The following is a 17,272-nucleotide window of genomic DNA, read 5'->3' as shown; positions in this document are numbered from 1 at the left end:
CGTGAAGGCGGCCGTACTGTAGGCGCTGGTGTTGTTGCTAACGTATTGAACTAATCTATCAGTCTCAGTAATGAGCTTATGAGTTAGTTATGAAAAAGCCATCCTTGAAAAAGGGTGGCTTTTTTTTGGGTGAAATAAGTTGATTGAGTGATATATTCAGTAAAAGTAATATCGATACATCACGCTGCTGACATCAATTTTTCTTGCTTGCTGTGCCTGTGCAGACAGAGGCTACAAAAAATTGATATCAGAAGTATCGTAGCGTTTTTGGGGTATTTTGACTATATGAGCAAATAAAAATCAGTATTTACGATAAAATAGACCCTAATAAGAATAAAGGATAGGCAATGTTCACTATAGAAAATATAGAAGAGCTGCTAATTGATGCAATAGAGTTTGAAGAAGTGATTCAAGCAGTAGCAAATATTGAAACTATGGTACAGCCGCAAGATGCTTGGGGTTATCAGACAATAATAGAATTGCTTGAGCAAGATAGTATTGATTTATTGGTCGTTTATCAAATTGATGAAGTCGTTGGCTACTGTCTCTATCAAGTTATCTTTGAGCAAGCAGAGATACTGCGCATCGGCACGCATCCTGATTACCAACGCCAAGGTATTGCCTCGCAAGTTTTTGCTAAATTGAATACTGAATTGATGAATAGTAAGGTGGAAAATTTACTATTAGAAGTACGCGCAGATAATTTTTCAGCGATTGCTTTGTACGAGCAGCAAGGGTTGGCAGTGATTAATCGGCGTAAAGGCTACTACCAAATGCCTCATCGCCCAGCCATTGATGCGTTGATTATGCAGCGTGTGCATCTTTAATAGCCATAAATAGCACAGGTGCTATTGGATTGATAAACGTTAGGAATGAAGAAAGGCTCTAGATCACTCGGGGATGGTCTTTTTACAGACTTCAATATCGAGCTCATAGTCACTATCTGCTTGCATGCGTTCTAATATTTCGATGCGCTCGCTTAAGAGCTCTACCATGACATTAATATTGGCTTGTTGTTTTTTGACTTGAGCCAGTTTTTGCTGAGTGAGACTTAGCTGTAAATCAATATCGAGCTGCCCATCATAATAGTCATTAAGACTGTCTTTGATTTCAGTGAGTGTAAAGCCAATAGCTTGTGCGCTCTTAATCAATTCAATGCGCTCAATGCATTCAGGATGAAACTCAGTATAGAGCCGTGAGCCTGCTTGCCGCTTACGCGACTTAAGTAGCCCTAGCTCATCATAATGACGCACGGTGTCTTTGGTGGTATTGGCTTCGCTCGCCAGCTTTCCAATTAATAAAAATGATATATCAGGTGCCATAATAATCTCGTTGTTTTGTCGCTGTCACCACCATCATGAGTTGAGCTGCCAAGATTCCTTGCTATCAAGGAGCGATACACTTAGGGACTTGTGAGAGTTCTTTTGCCATTTGACTGAATGAGTGGCTATTAGCGTATCCAATTGGGAAAGAAATTCAGCACGTGGTAAGGTGGTCGCGCCTAAGCTCATGAGATGCTCATTGGGTAATTGGCAGTCTACGAGTGCCACGTTGCTCTGCTCACATAAGCGCATTAAACCCCAAAATGCTAACTTAGAGGCGTTGGATGCACGGTGAAACATCGACTCGCCAAAATAGATATTGCCTATTTTTAATCCGTACAATCCACCAATGAGTGTGCCTGCGTCATCCCAAACTTCGATACTATGTGCAAATCCATGAGCATGTAGTTTGGTATAAGCCTCGATCATCTCATCATGAATCCACGTGTGCTCGCCCTCAGGTAGGTCATCACTGCGCGGTAAACTACAGGCGTGAATGACGTCATCAAAAGCTTGGTTGAGTGTCACTTGCCAACGCGCGCGGCTTGCTTGCTTGCGTAGAGATTTGCTGGGTTGATAGTTGGTTGGTACAATCACGCAGCGTGGTTCAGGGCACCACCAAGCGATAGGCTCATCTTCATTAAACCAAGGAAACAATCCTTGCGCATAAGCAGATATAAGCGTCTCGGGCGCTAAGTCACCGCCCATGGCGACAATACCCACTCCATCAGGATCAATAGAAATAGGATCAGGAAAGTCATAACGCCCAAGACTTTTTAAGGTCTCAGGCGTGATAAGCTGCTCGTTGTTATTGGCGTTGTACTGTGAGAAGCTGTTCATTTAGTCTTCTTGATCAGCAGTCAGCGTTGACGCATAAGTATGGTCTAACGCAGTGGCTTCGCCAATCGCATCCAAGTATTTCTCAGCATCAAGCGCGGCCATACAGCCAGTGCCAGCAGAAGTGATGGCTTGACGATAGACGTGATCGGCCACATCGCCTGCTGCAAACACACCTTCGATACTGGTTTGTGTGGCATTACCATTTAGGCCACTGTTAACGATAAGATAGCCGTCTTTCATGTCGAGCTGCCCTTTGAATAGATCGGTATTAGGCTTGTGACCAATGGCCACAAACATACCAAATACATCTAGTTGCTTAGTACTGCCATCAATCATAGATTCAATAACGACGCCATTGACGCCCATGTCATCGCCGACGACTTCTTTTACTTGATGGTTCCATTCGATTTTGACGTTGCCATTCTTGGCTTTTTCGAACAATTTATCTTGTAAGATTTTTTCAGAGCGTAAACCATCACGGCGATGCACTAACGTGACTTCAGAGGCAATGTTAGATAAATATAGTGCTTCTTCGACTGCTGTGTTACCACCGCCAATCACCGCGACTTTTTGGTCTTTATAAAAGAACCCATCGCAAGTGGCACAAGCTGACACGCCTAAGCCTTTAAATTTGGTTTCTGACTCTAGCCCCAAATACTGTGCAGACGCACCCGTTGAGATAATCAAAGCATCACAAGTATAAGTGCCATTGTTACCTGTCAATTGAAAAGGGCGCTCGCTTAAATTGACATCATTGATATGGTCATAAACCAATTCTGTACCAAAACGTTCAGCATGAGCTTTCATGCGTTCCATCAGTGCAGGGCCTGTCAAATCATGAGCATCGCCTGGCCAGTTGTCGACTTCGGTGGTGGTGGTTAATTGTCCACCCACTTCCATACCAGTGACCATAACGGGCTTGAGGTTAGCGCGCGCAGCATAGACCGCGGCAGAGTAACCCGCAGGGCCTGAGCCTAAAATAATGAGCTTTTCGTGACGTGGAGCGGTAGTATCAGTTGCCATGAGTGGTTCCTTGCAAAATATACGAATTAAAAATGTGAGTGATAAATATAATAAAAAGACAAACGTCAAAAGATGCGGCTAATATAGTTTTTCTAATTGCTATGAGATAATAACATAAGGGCACAGCGCACAAAGTGCAAGTTTGCTAAAACAAACACAGGTATCATTAGAATCAAAGAATAAATACCTTTGGAATATAAGTGCAAAAAACAGAGGCTATTTTATAGAATTTAGGCAATACAGTGAGCAATATTTTGCCACTAATGTTTCGCTAACCAGCTGTTTTCTTGCGCAAAGTATCTATTGATTTACTTTCTTACACGCTTTCTTTATAAGACTGTCGCCACTGCACCTATGTATTTGTTATTATAAGAAGTTATGCCAAGTGTAGTAGGAGCCAAGCGATAACAGTTGTTTAAAGGCTCTATGATCGGCACATGCCAAACAAACACTTCGCTCGGTACATTTATGTCAACACTTTATGTCAGCATGATTAGGCTTAGTCATGCACTGGCGACCATTTAGTATTAATAACAAGGCAGATTTTACGTGATATCAGCACCGCTTATTGAGTATTTAAAAAAGGGAATATTTACCCTCCTTGGGTTAATACTGGCCGTTTATCTGTTTGTCATTTTGATGACGTATACAGGCAACGATCCTAGTTGGTCGCACATCAGTAGTGACATGACCACCATTAACAATATGGGTGGCGAGATGGGGGCGTGGTTGTCTGACCTGCTTTATAGCTTTTTTGGTTTTGGCGCATGGTGGTTGTTGGCGTTTGTGGTCTATGAGTCTATTCTTATTTGGTGGGACAATAAGCCGACGTTTTGGTTGCTACGCGTAGTCGCTTACGTGTTTTTGATTCTAAGTGCCAGCGCCTTATTTGCGCAGTTGGTCGCTTTAGTGCAGCAAATAGCAGATCCAGTTACCACAGGTCTGACAGGGGTCGCGGGTGGTATCATCGGTCTCGAACTGCAAGCGCGTTTGGCTCAATTATTGTCGCAGTGGGGGAGTGTGGTCTTTTTAACGGTATTCGTAATTATTACGGCGACCTTTGCTTTTAATATTCATTGGCTAGCGATATACCGAAAAATCATGACCCTGTCATGGCTTGGTTCTGGTGTAAAAAACCAAGATAGTCAGTATGAGAGTGTGCAGGCCGCTGAAAAGAGTCGTCAGCAGCATGATGAAACCTTAACCGACGAAAAGGTATCGCACGCTGTTCCGGAGTATGACCAGCTGCCCCTTGAGCTGCAAGCAACTGAGCATGATACTAATACGCAACAATCCGATAGCAGTGGTCGCTTTAATCATGTACTCACCGAATTTTTAGCGAGTTCTGGCTTGGGTGCCAGTGTAAAAGCTTCTATGGCAGCAGCCACGCAAGGATCCGCAGTGGGTGAGGGTGAGCATTTACAAAGCGTACCTGCCACGCCTAGTAGCGCTGGCGTAAGCAACTTTAGTGATAATAAGGTATCTGCTACCCCAAGCCCTATCACGACTCCTAGCCGTAAAGTAGAGCCGAGCTTTGCTTGGAATGATGCCAATACTGTTGATGACTTATTGGCAAGCGATATGGCTATTTACGACCAGAGCATCCACAGCGCCACTCATGATTCTGCTACTCCTGCTTATATCAATAATGCTGAGTCGCCAAAAGAGACAGCAGTGTCTACAAACACGGCAACAGACATGGCAACGCTAGAGCTGGAGACACCAAGCGCGAGCTCTACTGTTAGTCCTAATAAAGAAGATGTCGAGCAAGCAATTACAGAGACAGCAAGCAAGCAAATCGCGCCTAATTTTGCCGATGCGCCTCAGACTATGGCATCAGATGACAGCCATGCAACAGATGAAACGAACGAAGCGGTTGATACATTGGCAGAATCTTGGTTGTCAGAACATGCGCCTGTTTCACCTTCTCAAGAAACAGAAGAAGATACTAATGAACCCGAGCAGCCAGCACTAAAGACGGCAGTAGAGAATACTTATGACGCCTCTACTGGGTCATCAGACAAGTTATCAAATGAAGAGCAATGGGAAAGCTCATTGTCAATACAAAGTCCTGTTCCAGAAGAGAATGGTGTAAGTATCGTCGCACCAGTCGCTGATATGACGCCGACCAATACGCCACCGACCAACCCAACATTACCTCCTAAGGTAGAAACTAACGTTTCAGCGCCAGCTGCTGAACCGATAGCCGCATCTAAGCCAACGGTCAGCTTTGCGGTGCCAGAGGGTGATAGCGGCAACCATATTACGGATATGATGCCTGAGGATGACAGCCGCGATGATAATAGCGATACGCCCGTTATGCCGCATATCAGTGACGATGGCGCTTTTAGTCAAAAATCACGCTCGATGCAAACGGCCGCCTATCGCAGTAGCTTAACGCCTATTCCAGAGATCTCTATTTTAGATAAGCCAGATCCTGATCGTAAGCCAAGCTATACCATTGCTGAGCTTGATAAGTTGTCTGAGCTATTAGAGATTAAATTACAAGAATTCAATGTTAAGGCCGCAGTAGTCAATGCCATTCCGGGGCCAGTCGTTACACGCTTTGAAGTAGAGCTTGCTGCTGGGGTAAAAGCCAGTAAAGTTACGGGTATTTCACGTGATTTGGCAAGGTCATTATCAATGGCATCTTTGCGTGTGGTTGAGGTCATTCCGGGCAAGCCTTATATCGGTATCGAAGTGCCGAACAAACAACGCGAAATGGTGCGTTTGATTGAGCTGTTGAATACCGAAAAATTCCAAGATCCTAAAGCCCAAATCAGCATGGCGATGGGTAAAGATATCGGTGGTAATGCTATTATTACTGACCTTGCGCGCGCGCCGCATATGTTGGTTGCTGGTACCACAGGCTCTGGTAAATCCGTATTGGTCAACTCAATGCTACTCTCTATGCTACTCAAATATACACCGAACGAGCTGCGCCTGATTTTGATTGATCCAAAGCAGCTTGAGCTGGCAAACTATAATGACATTCCGCATTTACTGACGCCAGTCGTCACAGATATGACTGAAGCCGCCAGTGCTTTGTCATGGTGTGTGGCAGAAATGGAGCGCCGCTATCAGTTGATGAGCTTATTAAAGGTACGTAAGCTTAACGAGTTTAATAAAAAGGTCATCGCTGCTGAAAAATCGGGCAATCCAATGCTCGATCCTTTATGGCGACCCAATGATAGCGTGAGCATCAGCCAAGCACCAAAGCTCAAAACATTACCGATGATTGTCATTGTCGCGGATGAGTTTGCCGATATGATTATGCAGGTCGGTAAGCAAGCAGAAGAATTAATCACCCGCCTTGCGCAAAAGTCACGCGCAGCAGGAATTCATTTAATGCTTGCCACCCAGCGTCCATCGGTCGATGTTATTACTGGTCTAATTAAAGCCAATATCCCCGTTCGTGCAGCGTTACGTGTGAACTCAAAAGTGGATTCACGGACGATTCTAGACAGTGGCGGTGCCGAAGACATGCTGGGTAATGGTGATATGCTGTTTTTAGGCCCAGGGCAAATTGAGCCAGACCGTGTACATGGGGCGTATGTCAGCGATGAAGAGGTCAATCGTGTCTGTGATGCTTGGCGTGAGCGCGGTGCGCCTGATTATATTGATAACATGGCAGGCAACTTTGAATTGTCTAGTCCTGGCGGTGGTGGTAGTGGCGGCAACGCTTCTGGTGAGGACGATGACTTATATAATGATGCCGTGGCTTTCATCATGGAAACACGAAAGGTTTCTGCCTCTAGTATCCAGCGTAAATTTAGTATCGGCTATAACCGTGCCGCTCGCATCGTTGATTCAATGGAAGAGGCTGGACTGGTCAGCTCGATGGGTAAAAGCGGTAAGCGTGAGTTATTGATGTAAAAGATGGTAAGTTTGATTAATTATAAAAAGCGAGTCACGAGAGTGGCTCGTTTTTTTTGATTCTCAGGTCTGACATTGAAAATCACATAGTGAACGTTAAAATATTTCATTGAAACTTAAAGGTTACTCCTGTATAAAATAGTGAACATTAGTTTTTTATAGCCAAATTGAGTGTGTCGTCATGGAGGACGCTGATAGTGCATATGCGAAGTGTAAAAGGTATTAAGAATATAACGAGATACTATGAAAAGTATAGACTTGGTGTTTTTAGTATAATTTTACTAGTCGTATTAGTGTTTAATATAGGATTTCTGCCATATTGGCTTTATAGTTTAGGACACAAATATATCGTTAGTTTGACTCCGATAAATACTCTATTTGGTGTTGTTATATTAGGTTTGATTCCTACGCTTATCGCTAGCGTAATTTTCGGTGTCTATTTCGCTAAAAGGTATGATAAAAAACTGATGGCTAAATATCTATATTTTTTAGAAGATGTTGCTTCGGGTATTTATAGTATTATTCTTTTTCTATTAGCTACGATCATATTAATTGATATGTTGAGCGTACCATTTTCAGATGCTTTGTATATTAGTATTTTTATTATGGGTTTAGGTCTTACATTTTTTGAATCTTATTATAAATACTATTATAAATAACTGAATATATTATTTATGAGTACATATGTATCGGAGTAGAACAATGGAAAATAAAATACATCTTGATAGTATTGCTAATAAGAAAAATAGCTTTACTGGTTACCGACTTATCATCCTTAGTTTGATCGTCATATTAGCTGTTTTTTTAATGTTCACTCTTCTTGTCTTTCCAGTTTTTAGTATATTAACTCTACTGTGGAGTATCATTGACTACTTTGCACTTTCATTAGAAAAGATAAAGATTCTTTTATTAATACTGTCAATTGTATTCTTCTATGGCTGCTGGTTTTACTTCAAAAGTAAAGATAAACAAATAAGTGAAAAAACAAAGAGTACCGAAGCCGTGTTATTTCTTGGTCTGCTGATGACTACTTTTTTGGTAGTCACCTTTGGTTATCTAAATATGTACATTATTGATTATAAGCTTAATGATGTGACTTCTTATTGTATATTTTATGCTAATTTACATATCTATTTTAAGTTGAAATCACAATAATTTTATATCTGATGCCTAAATGAGAAATCATGAGAAATATAATTTTTAGAGTGTTAGCTGTTTTAATTGGCTTGCCGATGATGTTTCTAGGAGCTGTCTCACTGTTTGATCCAGAGGGTTTTGAGCTAATATACTCTATAGGTTCTTTGGCTATTGGCATTATTTTAATTTGGTATGGTGTCGTTGGAAAAGTATTACTGGTAGGAGGCAGTTTCAGCGGCCATAGTGACTCTCATACAATATCGACTCCTAATCATGTATTGATTGAAAAGATAGTGATAGTTTTACTAATAACTATATTTACCATAAGAGTGATCATAGATATTATCGATGGCAGAGCGAGTTGGCTAGAAGTTATTTATTTATCTACGGCTGTATTTATAGTAATCGCCATAAGCGTGGCTAAAGTAATGAAAGTAGATTTCCTTGCGGAGGTTACCTTAGGGTATTGGTTAGTCCTTATTTTGAATTTTATTTTTACTATTATTATTTAGATTACGGCGTTTTATAGTATAGGTATTAGTGTATTTATTGATTAGGAAAGGTCAGCAAATTATTAAATTATATAGCTACAGTATGCATTCAGAGAAAATCACAATATTTTCTTTAATTACCAAGAAGTAGTAGGTTTGCACTGGCTACCTGTATTGTTTACGCGATACAATCAAGTAATCCATCCATCCAGCAAGGACGCTACTATGTTTAAAGAATACACCCAATACGATGCCCTAGGTTTAGCCAAGCTCGTCAATTTAGGTGAGGTCAGTGCCAAAGAGCTATTAGACGCTGCGACTCATCAAGCCAACACACTGAATCCTAAGTTAAACGCCATCATTCATCGCTTTGATGAGCGTGCTTATGATGCCGCGCAAGCAGGATTGCCAGCAGGCGCATTTAATGGTGTGCCGTACTTACTCAAAGACCTATCATTTTACTTTGCTGACGAACCCATCACGATGGGCAGTCGTAGCGTGAATGTCGTGCCAGAAAACGATAGCGAAATCGTTAAACGTATGAAAGCGACAGGTGTCAATACTTTCGGTAAGACCAATACGCCAGAATTTGGTTTAATCATCACCACTGAACCCAAAGCGCACGGTGTCACCCATAATCCATTCAAAAAAGGCTATAGCTCTGGTGGGTCATCGGGTGGTAGCGCGGCGGCAGTGGCGAGTGGTATCGTACCGATGGCAGGTGCTGGCGACGGTGGCGGTTCGATACGTTTTCCGGCAGCATGGTGCGGGGCGTTTGGACTTAAACCCAGTCGTGGACGTAACCCAATGGGCCCGTCATTTGGTGAAGGTTGGGAAGGCGCGGTCGCTGATCACGTGATTACCCGTAGTGTGCGTGATAGTGCTGCGATGCTCGATGCCACGAGTGGCGCTGAGATTGGCGCACCTTATGTGATTGCGCCACCCGATGGGACATTTTTGCAAGCAGCGATGCGTGCCCCTCGGCAATTAACGATAGCTTTGCACCAGCAGCCATTAGTCGCCAATACAATAGTGGACAAAGAAGTACTGGCTGTACTGGAGCAGACGGCAAAGCAATTAGAAAGTATGGGTCATCGTGTAGTGCCTGCTGAGCCGAATATTAATATCGAACAATTTTGGCATGATTTTTTAGTGGTGGTTTGTACGCATACAGCCTTTACCATTGATAATATCGAACGCAAATTTGGTGCGGAACATATAAAGAACCTAGAGCCGCAAACCTATAATATGGCAATGCTAGGACGCTCGCTTTCTGCCGTTGACTTGGCACACGCTAAGCATGGCTGGCATGATAGCCAATATCAAACGGGTCTATTATTAGAGACCTACGATATGATTCTGTGCCCGACCATACCGACGCCTGCGGTTAAGCATGGCGTGCTACCACCAAGTCGTATGGATGAAATGCTCATGCGTAGCGCAGGTCTACTAAATAAAGGCATTGATATGGGGAAATATGCCTTTAGCTCAGGCATGATCGAAAAGCTTAGCCAGCCGGTGCTGGGAAAAATGGCCTTTACCTTGCTGGGAAATGTCACTGGGCTGCCTGCCATGTCATTGCCAGTAGGCATGAGCAAAAAGGGTTTGCCGATTGGCATGCAGCTGATTGGACGTATGAATGACGAGGCGACGCTATTTAGTATTGCGGGCGAAATGGAGCGCGCTGGGTTGTTTACCAAGGCAGCTTTTGAGAAGTAGTTTTATTTTTGCTATCGCTTGATTGATGGTTGCTTAATCAAAGCGAAAGATATCCATTCCCAAGCTATGATGTGCCATGCTCTGATGCACGACGGAGACGCGTTGACCAGCTCCTAGGGCAAAAAATAGCGGTAGTAAATGCTCGTCGCTTGGGTGTATGTCGCGAAAGTTGGGATACTGCTGCCAGTCTAATGCCGCTGGGATGTCTGTTTTGAGCTGCTGTAGCAACCAGAGCTTAAAGTCTTGTGCGGTCTCATCTATGCTATCGGCTTCCCAGCGTAGGGCTTGTAGATTATGAGTGATATTGCCTGAGCCAACGACGAGTATTTGTTCCTCGCGCAGTTGTGCCAGTTGCGCGCCTAGCTGATAGCAGGCAGCACTGTCATAGTGCCGTGGCAACGATATTTGTACGATAGGTACATCGGCCTGCGGATAGAGATGTCTGAGCGGTGCCCAGACACCATGGTCGCTGACCCGCATCGGATTGACGCTACAGGTAATACCGCGTGCCGTTAACTGCTGCGCTAGCGATTCAGCGAGTGCCGGATGACCTGCAGCAGGATATTGTAGCTCATACAGTTCAGGTGCAAAGCCTGAAAAGTCATGCCAAGTCTTTGGCTGTGGGTTGCTACTGATTTCTAGCTTCGCCGACTGCCAATGCGCCGACATAATAACGACGGCACGTGGCTTTGGTAGGTTTTGCCCGATACGAGCCAGTGCACTGGTCGTAGCCGATTGCTCAATCGCCAGCGTTGGGGCACCATGCGAGATAAATACCGCTGGTAGCTTGGCTAAGTTGGTCGCAGTTGACAGCCCAGCTTGGGCGTTTGCCAAAGCTGCTGTAGTCGTAATGGGCGTATGCGTCTCTTGGTGAGGTTGCTCACGTCGCTGATGCGCATAAGGGGCGTTCGGTGTCGCTCGTTTTGGATATTTCATGTTCCGTTTATTAGGGCATGTGCTCGTTTTTCAATCGTTTTGATGAGGTATAACCAGTTCAAAATAAAAATGGTATGCTAAAAATAGCGTTCTGCTGGCATGAGTTTTCCTTGCTTGCTGTGCGCTTTGCTCTTCAGAGGTTTCGAAAAACTCATCGCAGCAGCACTGTATTATTTTTAAGCTGTATTCTTTTTAAATTGAATCGACTATATCTGTTTTAAGCAAACAGTCATTTATTAGCACATTTTCTCATGCTATTTTTAATTGCCACGATGGTAGGGATGGTTGTGATTGACACTCATCGCCCGATATAATTGCTCCATCAAGACCACACGTACTAATGGGTGCGGCAACGTCAGCGCGGATAACGACCATTTCACATCGGCTTTTGCCAATACTTCTGGTGATACGCCGTCAGCGCCACCAATCACTAGGGCGATATCATCGCCTTGCTGCATGGCATCGGCCAACTTATCTGCCAATCCTTCTGTCGAGAGCATTTTTCCTTTGACATCCAATACCCATAATTGCTCACGTCCCGCTGCATTGTGAGCGGCCAATATCGCCTGACCTTCTTGCTCGCGATACTGAGCAAGATTGGCATCCGAAGGGTTTTTGGCACGTTTGGCGGCAGCAAGTTCAACAATTTCTGTACTGAGCATCGGTTGGATACGTTTGAAATATTCATCAAAGCCAGTCTGTACCCAGCTCGGCATCTTGTTACCAACGGTCAAAATTCTTACTTTCATAATACTTACCCTGTCAATACTTGAGAAAATTTAACAAAAAATTTTTAAGGTTAAGTTGCCGTAACAAAGACCTCTTTTACAAAGCTTTTTTTTATGCTTTACTAGCATTCGACAAACAGTTGTTCTTTAGTTCGAAATCATCTTGAGAAGTGATGAGCAATTGTACAATGTCTTTATGCAATACTTTCAGGTTATTTTTTGATCTACCATAAGTTCAATTGAAAGTTTTTTTAACGAAAGGAGTCGTTCATGAATCGTACTATATCTAGTGCACTTACCCTTACCGCTGGTGCTCTGCTGTCTACCTCTGTCTTTGCTGCCTCTTTAAACGGCACGCAATGGCAAACCATTGATGATAAAACTGGTGAAAAAAAGGCCATCATTCAGCTGAATGAAAGCAACGGTAAAGTATCAGGAAAAATCATCAAAGTACTCAATAAGGAAGAGGCTAAAGCTGTTTGTACCAAATGTCCTGGCAGCCTCAAAAACAAGCCAATCGAAGGTCTACAGATTTTATCGGGCTTAAAGGCTGACGGTAATAATAAATGGAGCGATGGTAAGTTAGTAGACCCTGAATCCGGCAAGACGTATTCTGGCAAACTCACGTTAAGTGACAATGGTCAAAGCCTAGATCTAAGAGGTTATGTCGGTTCGCCACTCTTTGGTCGTTCGCAAACGTGGCAACGTATCAAGTAACGTGTGTAATGCCTATTGGATAGACTATTGACCAAGACTGTCATTTGAGCAAGCTTGCCATTGAAGCAAGCGTATCATTGAGACATAAAAAAGGATAGCCGATTAAATTGGCCATCCTTTTTTTATGTCTGTTTAATTGCTATTACTCTCTAATCATATTACATAAGTGAAGCAATGGTTTGCGAGACTTTGTCTTCTGTATTTTGGCTATCAGCATTATCGCTTGGTTTTGGAATAATGGTCAGCTTAGCATCAGATTCAAAGACAATGGCTTCAATATCATCGAAGCTGTTCATGCCTTCAGAGCGCATGGCACATTCGATTTCTTGACGGGTCAGCCGCTCATCTCGCATAGCATCGGGCAAAAACTGCCCTTGATAAAAGACAATACGCGGCTCAGATAAAATAAAATTGCTAAATTGCGGTGAGATGGAAGCGTATTTGGTGACCAAAAATTGTAGTAGGTATAGCACCAAAATAGAGGCCACGCCTTCGATAAAAGGGATGTCTTTGAGCAAAATAGTGCTAGCACCCAATGAGCCGATCATTACGGTGACGATCCAATCAAAGTTATTGAGCTGTGATGTGGAGCGCTTACCTGAGATTTTGGTGGTCAGCACGACTAAGACGTAAACCATGACAGTCGTTAAGACGATGCGTCCAAGCTTGTCTATACTGTCAAAAAATAGCATGTCCATAATATTGACTCCTATCAATAGCACAAAGTGATTCAATGTTTAAAGGTCAGGGCGCGTTCTCAATCTGAGCAAAAGCGACTAAATGAGTTAGAAATGGCTAAATCTTGCCAAACTGTGTCAAACAGCTGGTCAATATGACGATATTATCTGCGCTATTTTCCTTGTTTGGCTACAATTTATCTCATTTTTATCACCATTTTCAAAATGAGGACACGCCCAAGCTGCTAAATATCACACCAGCTAAAACCAGCGTAACGGAATTCACGCCTTAATGGTGAATAAACTTTGTAGTACGTTGTAGACAGCAGCGCGTGTTCACCCTGTTTTACGTTTGGGGTTAAGGAGATGATTCAGCGCCAAAATACTGATGCGGGCACTGATAAAAGTCAGTACCAATATCATGACTAAGGCAGAAATGAGCGGGAGAGGTTGTTGCATAGCCATCTCAATCAATACTTCGCGATTCACTGCATCAAACAAAAAGAACCATATGCCTAAGAAATAAATAGCAGTGAGTAACCAAACTACTGCGACCCCGCCAAACATTAAGCGATTGATTTCACTTTTACTAAGGGCGCGCTGTTGATGCTTAATAAATTTACTGACCGCAATATAAGCACCGATAATGATAGAGAGCACAGTCACCAGTTGCGAATTCAGAGCAAGTTTGGTTTGAATCATCATAAATATTGCGCTGGCAAGAATATAGCCCACCGCAAAAAATCCCACATATTGTGCCAGTTGGGATTGAGCTGATTGATGGTTTTTCGGTAGCGCACTGCGGTCTGAATGAGTCTTGGGTTTATTGAGATTGGTTGTCTTGCGTGACATGAGCGACCCTTTATAAAGGTGAAAAATAGGATGGTAAAAACACTTAATGTTGCGCTGTCCAATCAAGCATCGCATCTAACACGGGTCTAGCCGTATAAGCGTTTAATGCTTGCTCACTATTAATGAGTCCAACAACGACATAATCTTGTCCCGACAACCCTTTGACATAGCCTGCCATTGAGGTGACATTATTTAGAGTACCCGTTTTTATCCATGCGCGCCCTGTGGCGGCTGAATCGGGTAAGCGTGCGCCATGAGCAGCAATGGTACCACTGACTCCAGCAATGCCTAACGAATTGACATAAGCATCGAAGCTTGGATGGCTATAAGCGTAAGTTAATAGCTCGCTTAAGTTGGCAGCCGTTATCGTACAATCACGGCAGAGTCCTGAGCCATTGGTTAGATACGGTGCTGGGGTGTTCAGATGGCTCTGCCACCACTGATTTATCGTTTGTAAGGCAGCAGGATAGTCCGTAACAGCAGGTTTGCCAAACTGATATAAGCTGGTTGTCTGCTTATTTATGGTTTTATTATTTGCAGCTTTATTATTTGCGGCATTGACATCGTTTGGTGTATCGCTATTTGCATTAGTTATATCAGATTCTGTGTGGCTTTTAATATTAATGGCTTCAACGTTAATGGCTTCAATGCTATTTGCTTCAATGCCACCTGCTTTGGTTTTATTTTTCACCATAGTGGATTGGCTATAAGCGCCAATCGATAGCGCCACTTGTTCAGTCATGACATTGTTTGAGAAGTGATTGATATCATAAATCTGCTTAGTCAAATTCAAGGACGGATAGCTGGCAATAGGCAGCGGGGACATAGACAGTGCTGACAAACCATGCGTGGGTTTAGTACTTTTTGCTGTAGTGTAAGGCGTTTCTTGGGTGATGACATCGCCACTTAAGGTATTGCCTAGCTCTTGCCATTTTGCGGCGACAACACGTGCCGAAAAATCTTTGGCATCAGGATAAGCGACATAAAAAGCGTGCTCTTGGCAGCTATTGGGCAAACCAGTATTTAACACAAGCTTTTTCGTTTGCCACTGCGGTGCGAGACTATAACGCGCTTGTCCACAAGCAGCTGAGCGCGTATCTATTATGCTGGGCAAATCATAATTTGCTAATTGCGGTGTATAAGTCAGGCTTGCTTGGTCATCGTTTAACGGATAGCTTTTGATGCCAATGGTACTGAAATTTACCAAAAAACCATCGGGACTGGCGTTGTAAGGACGCAGAGGTGAGTTATCAAAGGCGGCAGGATCTTTAGTGACATTTTTAAAGACGGCACTGTCGACAATAATATCACCCTCGATATGACGAATACCCGACGATTTTACTTTATAGAGAAGCTGTTTTAAACGCTCGTGGGTCATTTTTGGGTCACCACTGCCTTGAATAATCAGATCACCATGTAAGCGGTCACCGATGACAAGGCCTGTATGATAGACACGGGTATGCCAGACAAAATCAGCGCCTAGGGTGTCTAAAGCAATAAAGCTGGGAACGAGCTTCATGGTGCTGGCAGGCGTGCGAGCGATATCGGATTGGTGATTCAGTATTGGTGAAAATGAAATTTTTATGGATGCAGCTTCAGTATTAACACTACTGGTTTTATCGCTATTTTCTGTAATATTGGCATTATTATCATCGTCGTTAATGATGGTTGTTTTTGCCTTATCGCCCAATATCGTTGGGATACTTTCTAAGCTTTGATAAGTGTAAGGATCATCGGTGTAAGCATGCAGTTTTTGCTCATGTTTTTCAATGGTTCGCCGCTCAATGGTAACCAATGTACTCTGTTGGAGCAGATGGCTTTTCTCATTGAGTTTGTCATTATTATTTTGCGTGGCTGTCTGGGCGTTACCCTTTATGTCAGAATTTACGTTAGCGGTTTGTTTCGGTTGAGAAACCCTTTCAGAGGAGCTGTCCGAGCTGCTATCGATGACCTGAATCGGAGCGGGCAGGTGACTGGCGTTTTTATCACCAACTGGTGTGATGATGATACTAATATCAGCTTCTGTTAAGTCAGCTCGTGATAATGCCGCTTGAATAGCTTTGGGCAATGCTGCTTGCGCATACAGCGGGGCTGCCACTAATGTCAGCGCAACCAACCATTTATGAGTCTGATTAAACGATCGCAAATGACTAAAAATAGGCGATAATTTGGCGGTAAGCACGGAGGAATGACAGAGTCTAGAAGTAGGTCGCATGAGCATCTTTTATTCGGTAGCAAAAGCCGCCTATACTAACATGAGTTACTGTTTTCGCGTAGATGGCAGGCGTGGTTGAAAACTTTTTTTAGCTTGATTCTCAAAATAAGAATACGACCTAGCGTACATGTAAAAACGCCATGGCGGTCATGATCGCATCGTTATAAGCATCGTGAGCGCCCAGATCAGGGATATTATAGTGCGCTAAAATATTGCGCAGCTGTTGTGATTGGTTGGGGATACCCTGAGTGCGATCACCCATGCGCCGACTGTATAAATGACGCAAATCGATGACTTCGTTGGGTAGTGCCGTGCCCATATAGCGTTTGACTAAAGGGTTTAAAAACGCTGTGTCTAAACTTGTACAAAATCCCACAATCGGTCGATTACCTATAAATGGCAACAATAGCGCCAGCATCTCATCGTAGCTCATGCCATGCTCAACGTCGGCAGTACGTAGACCGTGAATCACAATGGTGTCACGGTCTGGCATCACAGGTGGTCTGCATATGATATGCATGCCATTACCGGTGTCAATCGTATTGCCATTGATATGAATCGCGGCGACAGACAATAAGTGGTGCTTTTTTGGATTGAGTCCCGTCATTTCGCAGTCAATCGCTACCCACTGCTTAGCCAAGGGTTTGGTAAACATCGATGCCAATTCTGGACGCTGTAGCTGTTTTTTCTGCCAAGCGCAGGATAACTGTGTTAGCCAACTCATATTTGTCGCTCATCC

At 43.4% G+C, this 17,272-nt stretch carries 15 protein-coding genes; 6 read left to right on the top strand and 9 right to left on the bottom strand.

What is annotated here, in order from left to right:
* Window positions 1–347 precede the first annotated feature (347 nt).
* On the top strand, window positions 348–827 hold the full coding sequence (gene rimI, locus IOD06_RS13070) for a ribosomal protein S18-alanine N-acetyltransferase (RefSeq protein WP_194621218.1): 480 nt from the start codon (window positions 348–350) through the stop codon (window positions 825–827).
* Window positions 828–890: 63 nt separating this feature from the next.
* On the opposite strand, the gene IOD06_RS13065 is transcribed toward rimI, so the two are convergent.
* From IOD06_RS13065 to trxB, 3 genes are read right to left on the bottom strand one after another with little or no spacing between them, the layout of a single operon-like run.
* Window positions 891–1,322, bottom strand: a complete 432-nt coding sequence (locus tag IOD06_RS13065) for a MerR family transcriptional regulator (RefSeq protein WP_194621217.1) — start codon at window positions 1,320–1,322, stop codon at window positions 891–893.
* Window positions 1,323–1,355: 33 nt separating this feature from the next.
* Window positions 1,356–2,162 carry a leucyl/phenylalanyl-tRNA--protein transferase gene (gene aat, locus IOD06_RS13060; protein ID WP_194621216.1) on the bottom strand — a complete coding sequence of 269 codons (807 nt, stop codon included), beginning with the start codon at window positions 2,160–2,162 and terminating at the stop codon, window positions 1,356–1,358.
* Entirely contained in the window at window positions 2,163–3,185 is a 1,023-nt protein-coding gene (gene trxB / locus IOD06_RS13055; protein ID WP_010197136.1) for a thioredoxin-disulfide reductase, read from the bottom strand.
* 549 nt (window positions 3,186–3,734) lie between these two features.
* Here trxB and IOD06_RS13805 point away from each other — a divergent pair.
* From IOD06_RS13805 to IOD06_RS13035, 4 genes are all read left to right on the top strand, one after another.
* A complete protein-coding gene (locus IOD06_RS13805) occupies window positions 3,735–7,061 on the top strand; it encodes a DNA translocase FtsK 4TM domain-containing protein (RefSeq protein WP_194621215.1) in 3,327 nt (1,108 codons plus the stop codon).
* Between the two features lie 203 nt (window positions 7,062–7,264).
* Window positions 7,265–7,720, top strand: a complete 456-nt coding sequence (locus IOD06_RS13045) for a hypothetical protein (RefSeq protein ID WP_194621214.1) — start codon at window positions 7,265–7,267, stop codon at window positions 7,718–7,720.
* Between the two features lie 525 nt (window positions 7,721–8,245).
* Window positions 8,246–8,710 carry a hypothetical protein gene (locus IOD06_RS13040; protein WP_194621213.1) on the top strand — a complete coding sequence of 155 codons (465 nt, stop codon included), beginning with the start codon at window positions 8,246–8,248 and terminating at the stop codon, window positions 8,708–8,710.
* Between the two features lie 204 nt (window positions 8,711–8,914).
* Window positions 8,915–10,408, top strand: coding sequence for an amidase (locus tag IOD06_RS13035; protein ID WP_194621212.1), 1,494 nt, complete (start codon window positions 8,915–8,917; stop codon window positions 10,406–10,408).
* Between the two features lie 33 nt (window positions 10,409–10,441).
* Here IOD06_RS13035 and IOD06_RS13030 read toward each other — a convergent pair whose 3' ends face one another.
* Both IOD06_RS13030 and rlmH read right to left on the bottom strand, forming a co-directional pair.
* Window positions 10,442–11,344 (bottom strand): class III extradiol ring-cleavage dioxygenase, encoded by a 903-nt coding sequence (locus IOD06_RS13030; protein ID WP_227670060.1) that lies wholly within the window; start codon window positions 11,342–11,344, stop codon window positions 10,442–10,444.
* Between the two features lie 260 nt (window positions 11,345–11,604).
* Window positions 11,605–12,093 (bottom strand): 23S rRNA (pseudouridine(1915)-N(3))-methyltransferase RlmH, encoded by a 489-nt coding sequence (gene rlmH, locus IOD06_RS13025; RefSeq protein ID WP_010196493.1) that lies wholly within the window; start codon window positions 12,091–12,093, stop codon window positions 11,605–11,607.
* A gap of 249 nt (window positions 12,094–12,342) precedes the next feature.
* Here rlmH and IOD06_RS13020 point away from each other — a divergent pair, with 249 nt between their 5' ends.
* A complete protein-coding gene (locus IOD06_RS13020; protein WP_010196496.1) occupies window positions 12,343–12,789 on the top strand; it encodes a DUF2147 domain-containing protein in 447 nt (148 codons plus the stop codon).
* 158 nt (window positions 12,790–12,947) lie between these two features.
* On the opposite strand, the gene IOD06_RS13015 is transcribed toward IOD06_RS13020, so the two are convergent.
* The 4 genes from IOD06_RS13015 to IOD06_RS13000 all read right to left on the bottom strand — a co-directional run bounded on the left by IOD06_RS13015 (window position 12,948) and on the right by IOD06_RS13000 (window position 17,257).
* Window positions 12,948–13,487, bottom strand: coding sequence for a DUF421 domain-containing protein (locus tag IOD06_RS13015; RefSeq protein WP_194621211.1), 540 nt, complete (start codon window positions 13,485–13,487; stop codon window positions 12,948–12,950).
* A gap of 315 nt (window positions 13,488–13,802) precedes the next feature.
* Entirely contained in the window at window positions 13,803–14,318 is a 516-nt protein-coding gene (locus tag IOD06_RS13010; RefSeq protein ID WP_194621210.1) for an ABZJ_00895 family protein, read from the bottom strand.
* 43 nt (window positions 14,319–14,361) lie between these two features.
* Window positions 14,362–16,533 (bottom strand): D-alanyl-D-alanine carboxypeptidase/D-alanyl-D-alanine-endopeptidase, encoded by a 2,172-nt coding sequence (locus IOD06_RS13005; protein ID WP_227670059.1) that lies wholly within the window; start codon window positions 16,531–16,533, stop codon window positions 14,362–14,364.
* 118 nt (window positions 16,534–16,651) lie between these two features.
* Entirely contained in the window at window positions 16,652–17,257 is a 606-nt protein-coding gene (locus tag IOD06_RS13000; RefSeq protein WP_194621209.1) for a 3'-5' exonuclease, read from the bottom strand.
* Window positions 17,258–17,272 lie beyond the last annotated feature (15 nt).

It is taken from the genome of Psychrobacter sp. N25K4-3-2, assembly GCF_015351755.1.
Lineage (GTDB): Bacteria > Pseudomonadota > Gammaproteobacteria > Pseudomonadales > Moraxellaceae > Psychrobacter > Psychrobacter glaciei.
This window is presented reverse-complemented; position numbering and strand designations above follow the sequence as displayed.